Raw genomic sequence first — 17,847 nt, forward strand, 5'->3', positions numbered from 1 at the left:
GTCCGCGGAGCGGACGTATCGAGATCCGGCGTGTTCGGCGGGGTGGGTCTCGATACGCCGCCTGCGGCGGCTACTCGACCAGCATGGAAGGGGCACGCCGGCGGCTGCTCGGCCGGCGTGCGCCGGGTCACTCGAAGAGGGAGAGGGTGAGGGTGGAGCTGTAGGCGCCCGCGTCGACGGTGGTCGGGGTCTTGAGGGTCAGCGCCGCGTTCGCGGTCCAGGAGCCCTCCTCCGCGACGCCGGCGGAGTCGTTGGTGATGGCGAGGAGCTCCTGGTCGACGAGGCCGACGCCGTCGGGGCCGCCGTCGAGGGCGGTGTCGACGACGTCGCCCTCGGCGACGAGGCCGGAGTCGCCGCCGTCGATCAGGTTCGGGGCCCAGCCGAGGTTCTCCGCGCCGATGGTGTCGCCGGTCGACGAGGTGAAGTCGCTGGCGGTTCCGAGGACGTACCAGCCGGCGCCGGCCGGGATGTCGGCGGCGTCGCGGGTGTCGGTCACGGTGACCGTGGGCAGGGTGCCCGTGAACTGGCGGGCCACGCTGTTCGAGCCGTTCTCGGTCAGGGCGGTGGAGTCGCTCGCGACCGTCATCGACAGCGAGCCGGGTGTGGTGAGCGGTGCGATCTGCACGTTGACGTCGACGTCCTCGGCGCCCTGCTGCTCGTCGGCGAAGGCGGTGCCGGCGACGCCGAGCAGGAGCAGGCCTCCGGCGATGCCGGCGGTTCCGCGGAGGAGGAAGGAGCGGGTGTTCATCAGGGTGTTCTCCGTTCTCGAGACGGCGTCGTCGCCGTCCGGTTCAGTGGTGTGGGGTCGGTGGTGTCGGGTGGTCGGTGAGGTCGGTGGGGAGGCGGGAGCGCGTCAGCCGCAGCTCGCCGCCGCGTACGGCGCCGTGGCCGTCGCGGTGGCGGGCTTGCCCGCGACGAACGCGGTGGCCGTGGCGGTCGCGGAGCCGGCGGGCAGCGCGGCGGTGCGGGTCGTGAAGGAGTGGGTGACCGACTTGCCGGCGGCCACCTCCTCGAACGTCTTCGAGCCCGAGGTCGAGGTGACGACCATCTTCACCGGGAAGGCGTTCGGGTTCGTCGCGACGACCGAGAGGACGACCTTGCCCTGCACGCAGCGCGTCGACGCCGTGGCAGTCGCCGTGATGGCAGGGGCCGCGGTCGGCACCGTCTGCGGGCTGACGCTGGTGAGGGTCGGGACGACCTTCTGCATCAGGCCGGTCGCCGGGTCGAAGGTCACCTTGTCGATGGTGGTCTCGCGGTGCTGCCCGTCTCCGCCGGGGACGGCGAAGCGGTGGTAGGCGATGTACCAGTCGTCGGTGCCGGGGACGTTGACGATCGAGCTGTGGCCGGTGGCGAGGATGCCCTGCGAGGGGTCCTTCTCCAGGATCACGCCGCGGTACGTCCACGGTCCGTCGATGCTCGTCGAGGTCGCGTAGCCGACCTTGTAGTTCTCGGAGCCGGTGTCGTCGATCGAGTAGGTCAGGTGGTAGAGCCCGTTGCGGTGGTTCATGAACGCGCCCTCGCGGAAGTCCGTGAGGCCCGAGATCGTCTTGATGGTCCCCGCCTTGACCGAGAGCATGTCGTCCGAGAGCTCGGCGTACACGGGTGCGCCGTTGCCCCAGAAGAGGTAGCTCTTGCCGGTGGCCGGGTCGGTGAACGCGGCCGGGTCGATGGCCTGGCCGGACTTCACGGACTCGCCGTTGGTGATCATCGGGGACTGCTGCGCGGTGAACGGGCCCATCGGGTTCGACGCGACCGCGACTCCGATGGTCTTGCGGTCGAGCGCGGCATTGTGGCCGGAGAAGTAGAAGTAGTACTTCCCGCCCTTCTCGATGATCGTCGGCGCCCAAGCGTTGCCGGTCGCCCACGGGACGTTCCCGTTCGCGCCGTCCAGGGTCAGGATCGGCTGCGCGGAGCGGGTCCAGTCGACGAGGTTCTTCGAGGACCAGGCGTAGAAGGTCTTGCCGCCCCAGCCGGGGAAGCCGTCGGAGGTCGCGTAGAGGTAGTAGGTGTCGCCGAAGACCGCGATGTTCGGGTCGGCGTAGAGGCCGGGGAGGACGGGGCTCTTCATCTCGACGGCCTTGAGCGTCCAGGTGGTGGTCGCTCCGCCGCCGGCCGGGGCCAGCACGACGGTCTGCGGGGTGCGCAGGTCGCGGACGGTGCCGGAGGCGGGGCTCGCGGTGACGCCCGCGGCGGTCGAGTAGGTGGCGGTCAGCTTCGAGCGGTCTGTGCCGGGCTTCACCGGGAGGGTGACGGTGCGGGTCGCCTGGTCGACGATCGGTGCGGTCTTCAGCACGTCGCCGGTGAGCGTCACATCGGCCAGCACGGTGGTGTTGCCGGAGGAGGCGAGCACCTCCGCCGAGCTCAGCGCCCGGTTGTAGAGGGCGAACTCGCGGACCTGGCCGCGGAAGCGGTTGTCGGCGTCGTAGTTCGAGCGGCCGATGGAGTTCGCCGTGGTCGTGCCGCCGCCGATGTCCTTCGGGTCGGCCGTGACGGTGCCGCCGCCGACGCGGACGCCGTCGAGGTAGAGCGTCGCGGTGGTGCCGGAGAGCGTGTAGGTCAGCTGCGCCCACTGCCCGCGGGGCACGGCCGAGCCGGAGGAGACGGTCTGCTCGGTGGTGTAGTTCCCGGTGGTGAGGCTGGTGCGGTAGTTGTTGCCGGAGGTGAAGAGGTAGCCGTCGCCCGCTCCGTTGGTGGTGTTGCCGAGGCCGTAGAGGAAGTACGCGCCGCTCTGCGCGGGGTCGATCCAGACCTCGGTCTGCACGGTGACGTCGGTGACGCCGGCGAGCAGGCTGTCCGGCAGCTTGATGTAGTCGTCGGTGCCGTCGAGCTTCACCGAGCCGGTCTGCCAGGCGCCGCCCGAGACGATCGTCGCGTTCTGGCCGTTGCCCGAGCTGTCGGTGACGGTCGTGCCGGAGCCGCCGTCGAAGGTGTAGCGGAGGATCTCGCCCTTCGCGTTCACCGGCTTCGGGGTCGGTCCGGTGGTCGTGCCGCCGTAGGCCGCGGTCAGGCGGGCCTCCTCGGCGCTGGAGAGCCGCAGCACCGAGCCGTGGCGGAAGGGCTTGGAGAACGAGTACGTGTTCGCTCCGGTCGTGCCCACCGGCAGCGCGGTGAACCGCATGTCCGCGAGGGTGTCGGTGACGTACGCGGAGTAGCCGAACGAGTCGCCCATCACGACCCAGCGGCCGTCGGGCAGCTGGTAGACGGTGAGGCCCTCGAGGTGGTCGGCGAGGCCGCGGGAGGTCTCCTCGCCGCGGGCGATCACGCGGGTCCACGGGCCGGCGAGGCTCGAGGCCTTGTCGACGACGGTGCGCCAGTCGGAGGTGGAGAAGCGGTAGTAGACGCCGTTCTCGACGGCGATGGTGGTGTCGATGATGTTCGGGCCGTCGGCGTTGTTCGTCGACGAGTTCTCGTCGAGCCACACCTTCGGGGTGGAGAAGGTCTGGAAGTCGCGGGTGGTGGAGACGTAGACGCGCAGCGCCCAGTCGTCGGTGCTCACCTGCGTCTTGTCGCGGCCGGACCAGTAGACGTAGTACTGGCCGGTGGCCTCGTCCCAGATCGCCTCGGGCGCCCAGACGTTGCCCGCGTTCGGCGCGCCGGCGAAGACGAGGTTCTGCTGGCCCCAGGTCACGAGGTCGGTGGAGCGCCAGACGACGAGCTTCTGGCTGGCGTTCACCTGGTCCCAGGAGCCGCCGCCGGCGGTGCCCTCGGCGTGCAGATCGGTGCCGAGGATCCAGTACTCGTCGCCGGTGGGGGAGCGGACGAGGTGCGGGTCGCGGACGCCGAGCGTTCCGGCGAGGTTGGCGAGCACGGCCTTGTCGTTGTTGAGCTTCGACCAGTGCAGGCCGTCGGTGCTGGAGCCGAAGTAGATCTTCTCGTAGTCGGTCGAGGCGAAGTGGGTCCAGAGGTAGCCGGCGTCGTACGCGGTGTCGAGGTCCGCGGGCGCGGCGGTCACGGTGACCGGGAGCTGCCGGGTGGCGGTGGTGCCGGCGACGGTCGCGGTGAGGGTGACGGGGGTCGAGGCGGCCTGGCGCTTCACGACGCCGGTGGTGCTCACGACGGCGGCGTTCGAGGAGGCCCAGGTCACGTCGTAGGAGCCGGCCTTCGCGGGCAGCGTCACGTTGCCGCGGACGTCGCCGGCGTTGACGATGCTCAGCGCGTCGAGCGCCTTCTGCGCGTCGGCGTTCGCGTCCTGCGCGGGCACGGTCGCGGTGAAGGTGCGGGTCTGCGTCGCGGAGCCGCGGGTGACGGTCGCGGTGAGCACGGCCTGGGCGCTGCCCGTGGCGGGCCGGGTGATGACTCCGCTCGAGGAGACGACGGCGGCGTTGCTGGAGGACCAGGCGATCGCGGAGCCGTTGGGCCCGGTGGTCGGCAGGGTCAGGTTCGCGGTGACGGCGGAGAGGTCGCCGAGGGTCAGCGCGGCGGCGTCGCGGGTGGTGCGGGTGGCGTCACTCGCCTGGAGGGTCGCGACGTCGGCGGCGCTGAGCGCGCTGCTGTAGATGCGGAAGTCGCGCACCGAGCCGGCCAGGAACTTGTCGCCGGTGTAGACCGAGCGCCCGATCGCGTTCGCGGTGGTGCTGCCGGCGCCGATCTCGCCGGGGGTGATGGTCACGCCGGTCTGCTGCGCGACCTGGGTGCCGTCGAGGTAGAGCCGCGCGGTGTCGGAGGCGTCGTCGAGCGTGTAGGTGAGCGTCTTCCAGACCCCGCGGGCGAGGTCGGCGCCCGAGTTCACGGTCTGCTCGGTGGTCCAGTTGCCGGTGGCGATCGAGGCCTTGTAGCTGTTGCCCGTCGTGTACAGGTAGCCGTTGCCGGCGCTGTTCGTGGTGTTGCCGAGGCCCCAGATGAAGTACGGGGTGCCCTGCGAGGGCTTCACCAGGACCTCGGTGCTCACGGTGATCGAGCTGAGGCCGGCCAGCACGTCGTCGGGCAGCTTGACGAAGTCGTCGACGCCGTCGAGCGTCACGCCCGCGGCGCCCGAGGCGACCGCGCCGCCGGAGAGGACGCCGTCGCGGCCCTTGCCGGAGCTGTCGACGGCGGTCGTGCCGCTGGTCGCGTCGAGCGCGTAGCGGAGGACGAGATCGTCGGCCGGAGCGGCTGCGGCGGACTGCGCCGTCAGCAGCGGGACGGTGAGCGCGAGCGCCGTCACGAGGACGACCGGTCGTAGGAAGGGCTTCATCGCACTAACTCCTGGTTCGGCACCATTGCTGAAGGGAAAGGGTCCGGCGTGCACCGGAGATGTTCACGGTAACACGATGTTGACGTCAACGCGACGGGCATTCCTCGCGCGTTTCACGCCCTTCGATCGCGCGCCGAGCGCGGCGCAGCGGGGTCCGAGCGGCGCTCAGGACGCGAGCTGCTGGACGCGCTGCTTCGAGAGGCCGAGCATCACGCCGGCGTCGGCCTGGCTCATGTGCGTCGTGCTGAGGAGGGTGCGGACGGCCTCACGGCGCAGGGCGGCGGCGCGGTCCTCGGCCTCCTCGGCCTGCGTGCGCAGAGTCTCCGCCTCGTGCCACGCGGTCGCGACCTCGGCGGGCAGCTCGTAGGAGAGGCGGATCGTCAGCTCCTCCTCCTCGACGTCGAGGAGGGCCGAGACGACACCGGTCGCCATGGCGGGCACCTCTCGGAGCGACCGCGCCTGCGTCACCGCGTCGAGGGCGGGGACGTGGATCATCCACCAGCGGCCCTCCCGGGTCACCACGGCGTCGAACGAGCGCTCCGTGGTGCGCAGCAGGTCCGTGCTGGTCATGACGCCCTCCTCCTCTCCCCGCGATGCCGTTCGCTCCTGTTGCGGTCCGTCATCGCCAGCCCGCCGGACTGCCCGGCTGGGCCCTGATGACCTGGCGGACGACTCCCGGAGACACCTTGCCGTGCCGCGGGATCGCGAGGACCTGCGTGCCGTCCGGGGAGCCCCAGACGTTGTGCGGACCCTTCTCGCGGAGGAGTCGCCATCCGCAGGACTCGAGGAACCGCTCGACCTCGCGCTGCTTGACTTCCTTGGCCACGGTAGCGGACCATACCCCCTTGTCAAAGCAGACAAGGGGGTATGGTCGAAGGCTGGCGCGGGGCGTCGGGCGGCGGGCGTCAGGTCCGGTTGCGGGCCATCACTGCGCGCTGCAGGAGCACGAAGACGAGCAGGATGCCGCCGGTGATGATGGTGGTCGCCTCGGGCGGGATGCCGCCGTCGCGGGTGATCAGGACGTTCATCAGGCCGAGGACCAGGGCGCCGATCACCGAGCCGAGGACGAAGCCGACGCCGCCGGTGAGCAGCGTGCCGCCGATGACGGTCGCCGCGATGGCGTCGAGCTCCCAGCCGGTGCCGGTGATGTTCTGCGCGCTGCCGAGGCGGGCGGTGTAGACCACGCCGGCGAGGCCCGCGAGGGTGCCGCTGATCACGTAGATGAGCAGCTTGGTCCGGACGACGGGCAGGCCCATCAGCGCGGCCGACGGCTCCGAGCCGCCCATCGCGTAGACCGTCCGGCCGAGGCGGGTGCGGTGCAGCACGAAGAACGCGGCGGCGACGACGAGCACGGCGATGATCACGCCGGGGCTGATCACGAAGTCGTTGACCTTCGGTCCGTCGATCAGCTTCATCGGCGTCGCGAGCGACAGCACGGCCGAGTCCTCGGGGAGGCGCTCCGGGACCGTGCTCAGCATCGAGGCGAGACCGCGGGCCAGGAACATCATCGCGAGGGTCGCGATGAACGGCTGGACGTTGAAGTACTGGATGAGCACGCCCGAGATCAGGCCGAACGCGGAGCCGATCAGCACCATCAGCAGCATCACGAGCCAGGGGTTCCAGCCGCTGTTGATGAGCAGCACGCCGCTCACGCTGCTGAAGGCGATCACCGCGCCGACCGAGAGGTCGATGCCGCCGGTGAGGATCACGAAGGTGAGGCCCACGGCGAGGATGATCAGGTGCGCGTTGTTGATCAGCAGGTTCGAGATCGTGCTCGCCTGCAGGATGCGCCCGTAGGCGACCTCGCCGTAGACGATCATGCCCAGGAAGATGACCAGGGCGGCGAGGGTCGGCAGCTTGTCGAGGTGCTGGCTCAGCCACGAGGTGGCGGAGGAGCGGTTCGACTTCGCCGGCGGGGCGGGTCGGGTCAGCACGGCGCTCATGCGGGGATCGCCTCTTTCTGCGGGACGCTGCGGCGCGCCTCGCGACGGTTCTTGAAGGCGGAGCGGACCCGCTCCGACTGCAGCAGGCACAGGGCGACGATGACGATCGCCTTGAAGGCGGGCGTCGCCGAGGACGAGACGCCGAGGAAGACGACCGTCTTGTCGAGGGTGGCGATCAGGATCGCTCCGACGGCCGCTCCGGTGATGTTGAACTTGCCGCCCGCGAGGGAGGTGCCGCCGACCACGACCGCGAGGATCGCGTCGAGCTCGAGCTGGTAGCCGGTGCGCGAGACGTCGACCGTCATCACGCTCGCGGTGGCGAAGACGCCCGCGACGCCGGCGAGCACGCCGGAGCCGATGTAGGCGGTCATCAGCAGGCCGCGGCGGTTGATGCCGGCGAGGCGGGCCGCCTTCGGGTCCATGCCGATGGCCTCGATCATCAGGCCGAGCGCGCTGCGGCGCACCAGGACCCCGACGACCACGACGATCGCGATGGCGAGCAGGAAGACGACGGGGAGTCCGAAGACGTAGCCGTTGGCGAGCCAGCGGAACGGCTCGTTCGTCGCGGCGGTGTTCTGGCCGCCCGTGATGACCTTCGCCAGGCCGCGGCCGGCGAGCATCACGACGAGCGTGCTGATGAAGGGCTGGAGCCCCACCACCGAGACCAGGATGCCGTTCACCGCGCCCAGCACTCCGGCGACCAGCAGCGCGAGGCCGAAGGCGGCCGCGGCGGCGCCGAGCGAGTCCGGCGCGCCCTGGGCGTTGAGGAACTCCATCGAGACGGCGCCGGCGACGACCATGATCGAGCCGACCGAGAGGTCGATGCCGCCGGTCGCGACCACCAGGCACATGCCGACCGCGATCATCAGGATCGGGGCGGCGGCGCGGGCGATGTCGATCACGTTGCCGACGAGGTAGCCCGTGGTCGGACTGACGGTGACGCCGAGGTAGCTCGGGTCCTTGACGACGTTGACGAGCAGCAGCAGCACGATGGCCACCGCTCCCCAGAAGTACTGACGGCGGATCAGGCTCGCGAGGAGCGAGCCCCGGTCCGGTCGCGTGTCGCTGCTCATGATGCGGCCTCCTGCGTGGCGCCTTCGAGAACGACGACGTCCTCGTCGACGACTCCCTCTGCGGCGATGGTAGTGACGATCGACTCCGCAGTGACAGCGGGTCCGTTGAGGATCTCCGCGATCACGCGGTGGTCCTTGAGGACGATGATGCGGTCGCTGAGGCGGACGACCTCGTCGAGCTCGGACGAGATGAAGACCACGGCGACGCCCTCGCCGGCCAGGGCGACGACCTTCTCCTGGATCTCGGCCTTGGCTCCGACGTCGATGCCGCGGGTCGGCTCGTCGAGGATGAGGATCTCCGGGGCGGTGGCCAGCCAGCGCCCGAGGAGCACCTTCTGCTGATTGCCGCCGGAGAGCTTGCTGATCGGGCGGTCCGGGTCGGCGGGGCGCACGTTGAGCTCGACGAGGTACTTCGCGACGATCTCGTCCTTCTCCTTCTTGGAGAGGGGGCGGGCCCAGCCGCGCTTGGCCTGGACGGCGAGGATGAGGTTCTCCCGGACCGAGAGGTCGCGGATGATGCCCTCGTCGCGGCGGTTCTCGCTCGAGAAGGCGATCTTGTGCGCGAGGCCGGCGGTCGGCGTCGGGACGTCGATCTTCTTGCCGTGCAGCGTGATCTCGCCGGTGTCGGGCTTGTCGACGCCGTAGATCAGGCGGGCGAGCTCGGTGCGGCCGGAGCCGAGGAGACCGGCGAAGCCGACGACCTCGCCGCGGTGCAGCGTGAGGTCGGTGGACTCGATGGAGCCCTTCTTCGAGAGGCCCTTCGCGGTGTAGAGCGGGGCCTCGCGGTAGAGGTGGTCGCTGTCCGCGCGCTCGGAGTCGAGGGAGCGCAGGGCGGCGATGTCCTTGCCGATCATCTTGGAGATCAGCGAGGTGCGGTCCAGCTCGTGGGTGAGGTACTCGCCCACGTAGGTGCCGTTGCGCAGCACGGTCAGGCGGTCGCTGATCGCGTAGACCTGGTCGAGGAAGTGCGAGACGAAGAGGATCGCGACGCCCTCCGCGCGGAGGCGGCGGATGACGACGAAGAGGTTCTCGACCTCGTTCGCGTCCAGGCTCGAGGTCGGCTCGTCGAGGATGAGCACGCGCGAGTCGCTCACCGTGGAGCGGCTGATCGCGACCAGCTGCTGCATCGCGATGGAGAGCGAGGAGAGCGGGCGGCGCGGGTCGAGGTGGCCGAGGCCGAGGCGCTCGAGGGCGCGCTTCGCGGCGTCGTGGGTCGCCCGCCAGTTGATGCCGAAGGGACCGCGCACCTCGTAGCCCAGCATGACGTTCTCGCCGATGCTGAGGTTGGTGCAGAGGTTGACCTCCTGGTAGACGGTCGAGATGCCGGCCGCCTGCGCGTCCGCGGTGCCGGCAAGGCGCCGGGGCGTCCCTCCGACGACGATCTCGCCGCTGTCGATCTTGTAGACGCCGGTCAGCGCCTTGATGAGGGTGGACTTGCCGGCGCCGTTCTCGCCCATGAGGGTGTGGACCTCGCCCGGGAACAGGCGGAAGTCGACACCGTCGAGGGCTTTGACGCCGGGGAAGCTGATCGAGATGTTCTTCATCTCGACGATCGGAGGCGAATCCGCCATGTCGCGTCGTTCCGTTCTCGAGTGGCGCTGCTCTGCGCCGGAGGTGGGAGCGACCGGGACCCGCGGTGGGGTCCCGGTCGCTCCGGAGGGGGGTGGTGCTTAGAACTTGCGGTCGGGCAGGGCGGTCGCCGCGGCCTCGGGCGAGTCGAAGGTCTCGCTCGGGACGACGATCGAGGACTCGACGGTCTCGCCGGCGAGGGTCTTCTCGACGGCGTCGAGGGCGGTCTCGCCGAAGAGCGGGTTGTACTCGGCGACGAAGCTGAGCTCACCGTCGGCGAGGGCCTGCAGGGCGTTCTTGGTGCCGTCGATCGTGGCGATCTTGACGTCGACGCCCGGGGTGAGGCCGGCCTCCTGGACGGCCTGGACCGCGCCGAGACCCATCTCGTCGTTCTGGGCGAAGACCATCTGGACGTCGTTGTTGTTCGACTTCAGGACGGTCTCGAAGACGCTCTTGGCCTCCTCGGTGGACCAGTTGGCGGTCTGCGCGCCGACCTTGGTGAAGGCGGAGTCGGCGCCGATGACCTCGTCCCAGCCCTCGTTGCGCTCGTTGACGACCGAGACACCGGCGGGGCCCTCGAGGGTGAAGTACTTGGCGCCGTCGGGGAAGGCGGTCTTCGCCCAGTCGGCGACCGAGGTGCTGACCGCGATGTTGTCCGGCGCGATGCGGGTGACGTAGAGGTCGCTGTTGTCCGGCTCGATGCCGCGGTCGATCAGGATGACCGGGATCTCGGCCTCCTGAGCGCGCTCGAGCGAGTCCTCCCAGCCGGAGCCCTCGGTGGCCGACAGCAGGATGATGTCGACGCCCTCGTCCACGAAGGACGTGAAGGAGTCGATCTGCGACTTCTGGTCGCCGTTGGTGGCGGGGGCGTACTTGAGGTCGTAGCCCGCGTCGGCGGTGAACGTCTCCTCGATGTTGGTCTCGTTCGCCTGACGCCACGCGCCCTCGGGGCCGACGGCCACGAAGCCGATGGTGGTGACGTCGTCGCCTCCGCCGCCGGCGGCCGTGTCCGAGCCGCCGGAGCAGCCGGCGAGGCCGAGCGCGAGTGCGCCGACTGCTGCGAAACCGAGGAACTGGCCGAAACGCCTCGTGTTGTACATGGATCTCCTCCTTGAGATCACGGACGCGCGGGAGCGCCCGTGGGTGCGGGCCCAGGGGCCCGGATGTGATGAGTGCAGTGCGGGCCTGGCGCCCGAGGTGCAGTGAGTGCAGGATGTGCGGTGGACGCCCGTCGTGAAGTGACACGTCCGGGTGCGTCCTGGGCAAAATGTTACCGTGAACAATTCTTGTGACGCAACAGCGCCGGAGCGACTTCGGTAACGATCGTGCATTAACGCCGAGGACCCGCCGCCTCCCGGAGGAGGGGGCGGGCCATGAGGAAGCCGCTCCGCGGCTGCTCGACCAGCAGGGGTGCGCCCCTGCAGGGGTCAGACGAGGGCGCCGCCCGCGGCGACGAGCCGGCCGCGGTGCAGCACCAGGCGGTCCGGGTCGCGGTCCATCACGGCGGCGGTGGGAGTGTCGCCCCGCAGGACGACGAGCTCGGAGGGGTCGCCCACCGCGAGTCCCGGGCGGTCGGCGACGGAGGCGAGCCGGTGCAGCCCGCCGTCGATGACCGACGCGCCGCCCCAGGTCGCGACCGCGAGCGCGTGCTCGATGTCGATGTCGTTGTCGAAGCCCTGGCCGTGGGACAGGAGGAACGCCCGCTCGAGCATGTCGCCGTTGCCCCACGGGGACCAGTAGTCGCGCTGGCCGTCCATGCCGAGGCCGACGCGCACCCCGGCGGCGAGGAGGTCGAGCAGGGGGAGCTCGGCGCCGTGGCCGGGCGCGATCGTCGTCAGCGCCACATCGAGCGACGCGAGTGTCTCGATGGCGGCGGCCACTCCCCGGGCGGGTGACGACAGGGCGAACGCGTGCGAGATCGAGACTCTGCCCTGGAGTCCGTGTGCGCGGATCCGCTCGGCGATCAGGTCCATCGAGAAGAGCCCGAGGGAGCCGCGCTCGTGCAGGTGGATGTCGAGTCCGACGTCGTGCTTCTCCGCGAGGGCGAAGACGGCGTCGAGGTGGCGGACCGGGTCGCGGTCGATCTCGCACGGGTCGATGCCGCCGATCAGGTCGCCGCCGAGGGAGAGGGCCTCGTCGAGCAGCTCGACCACTCCGGGCTCGACGAAGACGCCGACCTGGGGGAAGACCACGATCTCGACGTCGCTGCGGTCGCGGTGCGCCTCGCGGGCGGCGAGCACGCCCTCGAACTTCTCGAGCCCGGAGTCGGCGTCCACCTGGGCGTGGCTGCGGACCCGGGTCGCCCCCTTCTCGATCATCGTCCGGAGGGTCGCGGTCGCGCGGTCGGCGACCGGCGCCTCGGCGCTGCGCCAGTGCGCGCGGTCGTTCATGATCCGGCCCCAGCGTCCCTCCTCGCCGGTGCGCGGCCGGAAGGGCAAGCCGAGCCGCGTCGAGTCGAGGTGCACGTGCACGTCGGAGAAGGAGGGGATCAGGATCCCGTCACGCCCCTCGATCACCGCGTCGACCTCGCCGGGTGCCCCCTCGCCGACCGCGGTGATCGCGACGATCCCGGTCTCGTCGACGACGACGTCGCGTGCCTCGCCGCCCCAGGGGCGGACGTCGCGGAGGAGCGTGGAGTGCGGCATGGGCGGAGCCTTTCGGATGCGAGGAGTGGTGGTCACGGGTCAGTCGGCGAACGTCACGTCGCTCAGCACGTACTCGCCGTCGGCGCGGGGCGTCCAGTCGAGGCCGGGGGCGACCGCGTAGTCGGCGTCCGGGGTGAACAGTGGTGCGATGAAGGCGTTGTCGATGTTGGTCTGCGCGATCTCGCCGAACACCGCGGTGCGCTCGTCGCCGGTCACGGTCCGCTGCTCCTCGACCAGGGCGGCGAGCTCGGGCGACTTCGCGTAGTCGTTCTGGCCGCCGGCGAAGAGGTTCGTGGCCGGCATGTCGCCGTCCATCGTCGACGGCGCCCAGGTGTTGAGATAGAGCCCCTCGACCGAGACGGTGCCGTAGATGATGTTCGACAGGCTCGCCTGGTCGGTGCCCTTCAGCTCGACCGTCATGCCCGCCGCCTCGAGGTAGCCGCCGATCGCCTGGGCGATCTCGGACGACAGGGGGATGCGCCCCTCCGTCGCGTACTGGAGAGGGATGGTCTCGCCCGAGTAGCCGGCCTCGGCGAGCAGCGCCTTCGCGGCGTCGGGGTCGTACTCGGTGGCGTCGAGGTCGGCGTAGCCCGCCACGTCCGGCGCCACGATCTGGTCGTTCGGGACCGCGCGGCCGCTGAGGACGCCGTCGACCAGGGACTGCTTGTCGATGGCCAGCCCGATCGCCTGGCGGATGCGGGGGTCGGCGAGCACTCCGGTGCTCGAGTTCATCCCGAGGAAGGTGACGCCGTTCGCCGTGCGCGAGGCGACGTCGACACCGCTCCCGCTCAGCGAGTCGACCTGGTTGGGCGAGATGAGGGCGATGTCGAGGCTTCCCGACGAGACGCCGTTCAGCCGTGCGTCGGAGTCGCCGACGGTCTGGAAGGTGACCTTCTCGACCTCGGGCTCCTCGCCCCAGTAGTCGGGGTTCCGCTCGATGACGTACTCGACGCCGCGGGTGTAGCTGACGAAGCGGAACGGCCCGCTGCCGACGGGAGCGGCGGCGAAGCCCTCGGAGCCGAGCTCGGTGTAGACCGATTCGGGCACGATCGAGATCGCGGTGGTGATCGAGGGCCACGGCGAGAACGGGGCGTTCAGGGTGAAGACGACGGTGGTGTCGTCGGTCGCCTCGACCGACTGGAGGACGCCCATGTAGCCGAGGTTGTCGGAGTCCGGCGAGGCCAGGATCGTGCTGTACGTGAACGCCACGTCGCCGGCCGTGACCGGGTCGCCGTTCGAGAACGTCGCGTCGTCGCGGAGCGTGAACGTCCACGTCGTGAGGTCCTCGCTCGGCGTCCACTCGGTGGCGAGTGAGGGCTCGATCGCCCCGTCCGCATCGAGCTTCGTCAGCTGGTCGAAGACGTTGTAGTAGTAGTTGTAGCCCGCGAGCGACCCGTCCATGATCGGGTCGGGCGCGCTCTCCGGCTCGGCCACCTGGCCGATGACGAGGTCGCGGTCGGCCGAGGCGCTCGAGGCTCCCGAGCAGCCGGTGAGAGCGGCGATCGCGAGGGCGATCGTCGTGAGGGCGAGGGTCGAGGTGGCGCGGTTCCGGGTCATGAGCGGTGGGTTCCTTCGCTGAGGGTGGAGACGGGCTGAGGGGAGGCGGCCGGCGCGTTCGGCCGCTGCCGGGGATCGGAGAGAGGGATGGAGTCGAGGAGCGAGCGCGTGTAGGGGTGCGCGGGGGCGCCGAACACCTGATCGCGGGTGCCGACCTCGACGAACTCGCCGCGGTTCATCACCGCGACCCGATCGGAGAGGTAGCGCACCACCGCCAGGTCGTGGGCGATGAAGAGATAGGAGAGCCCGCGGGCGGCCTGCAGGTCCTTGAGCAGGTTGATGACCTGCGCCTGCACCGACACGTCCAGGGCGGAGACGGGCTCGTCGAGCACCAGCACGTCGGGCTCGAGCGCCAGAGCACGGGCGATGCCGATCCGCTGGCGCTGTCCGCCCGAGAACTGGCCGGGACGCCGCTCCAGCGCGTCGGTCCCGAGGCCGACGTCGTCGAGGAGCGAGACCACGCGGTCGCGGGAGTAGCGGCCGGCGATGCGCAGCGGCTCCGCCACGATCTCGTGCGCCGTCAGCCTCGGGTTCAGGGCCGAGTACGGATCCTGGAACACCAGCTGCATCCGGTTCTGCACGCTCCGGCGCTCGCGGCTGGAGAGGGTGTCGAGCCGGCGCCCGAGCACCTCGATCGAGCCGCTCGCCACCGGGTTCAGGCCGAAGACCGTGCGGACGAGGGTCGACTTGCCGCAGCCGGACTCGCCGACCAGCCCCAGGGTCTCGCCGCGCGCGAGCTCGAACGACACGCCCTTGACGGCCTCGATCACGCGGCGCGAGCGCAGGCCCGTGCGCTGGGTGAACCGCACGTGCAGGTCGTCGACCTTCAGCACGGCGTCCTTCAGTGCCGGGGCGCTCACGCGGTCACCTCCGCGGCGAAGCGCGGGGTCTGCTGCGCGTAGTGGCAGGCGGCCCAGCGGTCGCGGCCGAGGTCCTCGAGCAGCGGCTCGAGCTGTGTGCAGAGCTCGGATTTCGCGGGCAGCTCGCAGCGCGGAGCGAAAGGGCAGCCGCGGGGGCGGTTCTGCGGCGACGGCGGCGAGCCCGGGATCGCGTAGACCCGATCGCCGGAGTCGCGCTCGGCCGAGAGCAGGCTGCCGAGCAGCCCCGCCGTGTACGGGTGCGCGGGCCGGCCGAAGACGTCCCAGACCGAGCCCCGCTCGACCACGCGACCGGAGTAGAGGATGCAGACCGCATCGGCGACCTCGGCCACGAGGCCGAGATCGTGCGTGATGAGCACCATCGCCGCGTCGGTCTTCGCCCGCACGGTGCCGAGGACGGTCATGATCTGCGCCTGGATCGTCACGTCCAGCGCGGTCGTCGGCTCGTCGGCGATGAGCACCGAGGGCTCGTTGGCCATCGCCATCGCGATGACGGCGCGCTGCCGCATGCCTCCCGACCACTGGTGCGGGTACTGGCGAGCGCGCTGCTCCGGCTCGGGGACCCCGACATCGGTCAGCAGTCCCGTCACGCGGCGGCGCACCTCGGCGTGCCCGAGCGCGCGGTCGTGCACCCGGAGGGCCCGCCCGATCTGACCGCCCACCCGCTTGACCGGGTTGAGCGCCGTCATCGGGTCCTGGAAGATCATCGCGAGCTCGCTGCCGCGCAGACCCCGCAGCTCGGGCTCCGGCATCCCGAGGACGTCGCGGCCGCGGTAGTGCACGGTGCCGTCGAGCACTTCCAGGCCCTCGGGCAGCAGGCCGAGCACGGCGAGCATCGTGACGCTCTTGCCCGAGCCCGACTCGCCCACGAGGCAGAGCACCTCCCGCTCGTGCAGGGTGAAGGAGACGCGGTCGACGAGGACGACGGTGTCGCCGTGCTCGTCGGTGTAGCCGACGCTGAGGCTCCGGACGTCGAGGAGGACCGCACGGTCCTCGGGGGAGGCGGTGGTGGTCATCGGAGGCTCCGCTTCACGGATCGTCGTGACGTGCGTCGGACAGTGGTGGCCGAGCCCTCGGCGGTGAAGCGCTGGCTCAGCAGGTTGGTGCCGGCGACCGTGAGGAAGATCGCGACGCCGGGGATGATCGCGAGGTGCGGCGCCTGGCGGACGTAGTCCTGGCCCTCGCTGATCATCAGGCCCCAGCTCGGTGTCGGCGCCTGCACGCCGAGACCGAGGAAGTCGAAGGAGGAGGTCAGCAGCATGACCGCGCCGATGTCGCTGGAGGCGAGGATCATCATCTGCACCGCGACGTTCGGCACGATGTGCCGCCGCACGGTCCACAGCCCGCCCGCTCCCTGCAGGCGCGGTGCGAGCACGAAGTCGCGGTCGCGCAGCGCCATCGCGGTGCTCCGGGCGACCCTCGCGTATCCGACCCAATAGGTGGCGGCGAGCACCGTGATCATCAGCCAGACGCTCGGGCCGAGCGAGGCGGCGAGGGCGATCAGCACCAGGATCACGGGCATCGCGAGCTGGATGTCGGCGAGCCCCATCAGCACGTTGTCGGTCCTGCCGCCGACGTAGCCCGACCAGGTGCCGACGGCCATGCCGACGAGGCTGTTGACGACCACGATCAGCAGGACGATCCCGAGGGTGACCCGGCCGGCGAGCGCGAGCCGACTGGCCTCGTCCCGCCCGAGCGCGTCCGTGCCCAGCCAGTGCTCGGCGAACGCGCCCGGCGCGGCGAGGACGCTCGAGAGGTCCTGCGCGAACGGGTCGTAGCCCGGCAGCAGCGGATACACGAGCGAGAAGAGGACGATCGAGCCGACCATCGCCGCCCCGAGGACCTGCAGCGCGGGAACGCGGCGACCGCGGGCGAAGGCCGTGGTGATGCCGGCGCGCAGGGCGCCGGTGCGGATGATCTCGGTGGTGGTCATGCGAGCCTCACTCGGGGATCGATGAGCCCGGAGACGACGTCGACGAGCAGGTTGGCGAGGATGAACAGCAGGGCGACGACGATCAGACCCGACTGGACGACCGGGAAGTCGCGGGAGTAGACCGCGCCGAGCATCAGCTGCCCCATCCCGGGCCAGGCGAAGACGTTCTCGACGATCACCAGGCCGCCGAGGAACGAGCCGAGGCTGATGCCGGCGACCGTGAGCACGGGGAGGAACGCGTTCGGGAGCAGCTCGCCGACGACCACGCGGAAGCGGTTCTCGCCCCGGGCGAAGGCGGTGCGGGCGTAGTCCTGCGTCGACTGCTCGGTCAGCGCGTTGTCGAGCAGGCGCGTGTAGAGCACGAACTGACCCGTCGCGATGGTGAGCGCCGGCATGATGATCGCCAGCGGATCCCGGTTGCCGAGCGAGGGCAGCAGGCCCAGCCAGACCGACAGCACCAGCACCAGCAGCAGGCCGAAGAAGAAGTCGGGGATCGCCTGGCGGGTCGAGCCGAGGCCGAGCGAGAGGGCGCGGAGCCCGCGGGAGCGGGTGAGCTGGATGACGACTCCGGCGACCAGTGCGAGCGCCAGCCCGAGCAGCAGGCCGACCGCGCCGAGCGAGAGCGATGCGGGCAGCCGCTCGAGCACCAGCTGCATCGACGAGACGCCCGCCTGACGGTAGGAGTCGCCGAAGTCGCCGGTGAGGAGCCCGCCGAGGTAGCGGAGGTACTGCTGCCAGAGCGGCAGGTCGAAGCCGAGGCGCTGGTTCAGGTCGGCGATCTGCTCGGGTGTCGCGTTCTCGGTGAGCAGGAGCGCCGCGGGGCTGCCGCTGAGGCGGCCCAGGCCGAACGCGATCGTGACGACGGCGAAGATCGTCGCGAGACCCTGGGCGAGTCGTCTGACGAGGTAGGGGCCCATCGCGCCGCCTCCGTTCGAGTGGGTGTCCGTGGTGCTGTCGGTATACAGAATTGCGCCTTCTCTGTTTCGTGCGCGTCTCCGGAGGTTTCCGGGGTGTAAACACTTTTGCGCCGATTAGTATCCTTTCGACCTCCGAAACGCGCCTAAAAGCCGGTATTT

General features: G+C 70.5%; 14 protein-coding genes. All 14 read right to left on the minus strand.

Going from position 1 to position 17,847, the window contains the following annotated elements:
* Positions 1-127: 127 nt before the first annotated feature.
* Positions 128-748, minus strand: a complete 621-nt coding sequence (locus tag MT355_RS12120) for a hypothetical protein (RefSeq protein WP_243599722.1) — start codon at positions 746-748, stop codon at positions 128-130.
* 105 nt (positions 749-853) lie between these two features.
* Positions 854-5,173, minus strand: coding sequence for a family 43 glycosylhydrolase (locus MT355_RS12125; RefSeq protein ID WP_243599723.1), 4,320 nt, complete (start codon positions 5,171-5,173; stop codon positions 854-856).
* Positions 5,174-5,338: 165 nt separating this feature from the next.
* A complete protein-coding gene (locus MT355_RS12130; RefSeq protein WP_243599724.1) occupies positions 5,339-5,743 on the minus strand; it encodes an antitoxin HicB in 405 nt (134 codons plus the stop codon).
* A 49-nt stretch (positions 5,744-5,792) separates the two neighbouring features.
* Entirely contained in the window at positions 5,793-5,999 is a 207-nt protein-coding gene (locus MT355_RS12135) for a type II toxin-antitoxin system HicA family toxin (protein ID WP_243599725.1), read from the minus strand.
* 79 nt (positions 6,000-6,078) lie between these two features.
* Positions 6,079-7,116 (minus strand): sugar ABC transporter permease, encoded by a 1,038-nt coding sequence (locus MT355_RS12140; RefSeq protein WP_123446514.1) that lies wholly within the window; start codon positions 7,114-7,116, stop codon positions 6,079-6,081.
* Positions 7,113-8,189: an ABC transporter permease gene (locus MT355_RS12145; protein ID WP_127888177.1), complete on the minus strand. Its 1,077-nt coding sequence runs from the start codon at positions 8,187-8,189 to the stop codon at positions 7,113-7,115. Before MT355_RS12145 ends, MT355_RS12140 begins: the two co-directional genes overlap by 4 nt.
* On the minus strand, positions 8,186-9,760 hold the full coding sequence (locus MT355_RS12150; protein WP_243599726.1) for a sugar ABC transporter ATP-binding protein: 1,575 nt from the start codon (positions 9,758-9,760) through the stop codon (positions 8,186-8,188). The genes MT355_RS12145 and MT355_RS12150 overlap by 4 nt, the downstream gene beginning before the upstream one ends.
* A gap of 99 nt (positions 9,761-9,859) precedes the next feature.
* On the minus strand, positions 9,860-10,858 hold the full coding sequence (locus MT355_RS12155; RefSeq protein ID WP_123446517.1) for an ABC transporter substrate-binding protein: 999 nt from the start codon (positions 10,856-10,858) through the stop codon (positions 9,860-9,862).
* Positions 10,859-11,185: 327 nt separating this feature from the next.
* Positions 11,186-12,403, minus strand: a complete 1,218-nt coding sequence (locus tag MT355_RS12160) for an amidohydrolase family protein (RefSeq protein WP_160086791.1) — start codon at positions 12,401-12,403, stop codon at positions 11,186-11,188.
* Between the two features lie 39 nt (positions 12,404-12,442).
* Complete coding sequence (locus tag MT355_RS12165; RefSeq protein WP_160086793.1) at positions 12,443-13,960, minus strand: ABC transporter substrate-binding protein; 1,518 nt, start codon at positions 13,958-13,960, stop codon at positions 12,443-12,445.
* Positions 13,957-14,820, minus strand: coding sequence for an ATP-binding cassette domain-containing protein (locus tag MT355_RS12170; protein WP_208543728.1), 864 nt, complete (start codon positions 14,818-14,820; stop codon positions 13,957-13,959). Before MT355_RS12170 ends, MT355_RS12165 begins: the two co-directional genes overlap by 4 nt.
* A complete protein-coding gene (locus MT355_RS12175; RefSeq protein WP_243599727.1) occupies positions 14,817-15,854 on the minus strand; it encodes an ABC transporter ATP-binding protein in 1,038 nt (345 codons plus the stop codon). Before MT355_RS12175 ends, MT355_RS12170 begins: the two co-directional genes overlap by 4 nt.
* Positions 15,851-16,771 carry an ABC transporter permease gene (locus tag MT355_RS12180; RefSeq protein WP_160086797.1) on the minus strand — a complete coding sequence of 307 codons (921 nt, stop codon included), beginning with the start codon at positions 16,769-16,771 and terminating at the stop codon, positions 15,851-15,853. The genes MT355_RS12175 and MT355_RS12180 overlap by 4 nt, the downstream gene beginning before the upstream one ends.
* Positions 16,768-17,688: an ABC transporter permease gene (locus tag MT355_RS12185; protein ID WP_160086799.1), complete on the minus strand. Its 921-nt coding sequence runs from the start codon at positions 17,686-17,688 to the stop codon at positions 16,768-16,770. Before MT355_RS12185 ends, MT355_RS12180 begins: the two co-directional genes overlap by 4 nt.
* Between the last annotated feature and the right edge of the window lie 159 nt (positions 17,689-17,847).

It is taken from the genome of Rathayibacter sp. VKM Ac-2929, from assembly GCF_022815495.1.
Lineage (GTDB): Bacteria > Actinomycetota > Actinomycetes > Actinomycetales > Microbacteriaceae > Rathayibacter > Rathayibacter festucae.

Excerpts from the sequence above, each read along its gene's own strand:
- MT355_RS12120 (WP_243599722.1), bottom strand. The coding sequence starts at position 748 with ATGAACACCCGCTCCTTCCTCCTCCGCGGAACCGCCGGCATCGCCGGA.
- MT355_RS12125 (WP_243599723.1), bottom strand. The coding sequence starts at position 5,173 with ATGAAGCCCTTCCTACGACCGGTCGTCCTCGTGACGGCGCTCGCGCTC.
- MT355_RS12130 (WP_243599724.1), bottom strand. The coding sequence starts at position 5,743 with ATGACCAGCACGGACCTGCTGCGCACCACGGAGCGCTCGTTCGACGCC.
- MT355_RS12140 (WP_123446514.1), bottom strand. The coding sequence starts at position 7,116 with ATGAGCGCCGTGCTGACCCGACCCGCCCCGCCGGCGAAGTCGAACCGC.
- MT355_RS12145 (WP_127888177.1), bottom strand. The coding sequence starts at position 8,189 with ATGAGCAGCGACACGCGACCGGACCGGGGCTCGCTCCTCGCGAGCCTG.
- MT355_RS12150 (WP_243599726.1), bottom strand. The coding sequence starts at position 9,760 with ATGGCGGATTCGCCTCCGATCGTCGAGATGAAGAACATCTCGATCAGC.
- MT355_RS12155 (WP_123446517.1), bottom strand. The coding sequence starts at position 10,858 with ATGTACAACACGAGGCGTTTCGGCCAGTTCCTCGGTTTCGCAGCAGTC.
- MT355_RS12160 (WP_160086791.1), bottom strand. The coding sequence starts at position 12,403 with ATGCCGCACTCCACGCTCCTCCGCGACGTCCGCCCCTGGGGCGGCGAG.
- MT355_RS12165 (WP_160086793.1), bottom strand. The coding sequence starts at position 13,960 with ATGACCCGGAACCGCGCCACCTCGACCCTCGCCCTCACGACGATCGCC.
- MT355_RS12175 (WP_243599727.1), bottom strand. The coding sequence starts at position 15,854 with ATGACCACCACCGCCTCCCCCGAGGACCGTGCGGTCCTCCTCGACGTC.
- MT355_RS12180 (WP_160086797.1), bottom strand. The coding sequence starts at position 16,771 with ATGACCACCACCGAGATCATCCGCACCGGCGCCCTGCGCGCCGGCATC.
- MT355_RS12185 (WP_160086799.1), bottom strand. The coding sequence starts at position 17,688 with ATGGGCCCCTACCTCGTCAGACGACTCGCCCAGGGTCTCGCGACGATC.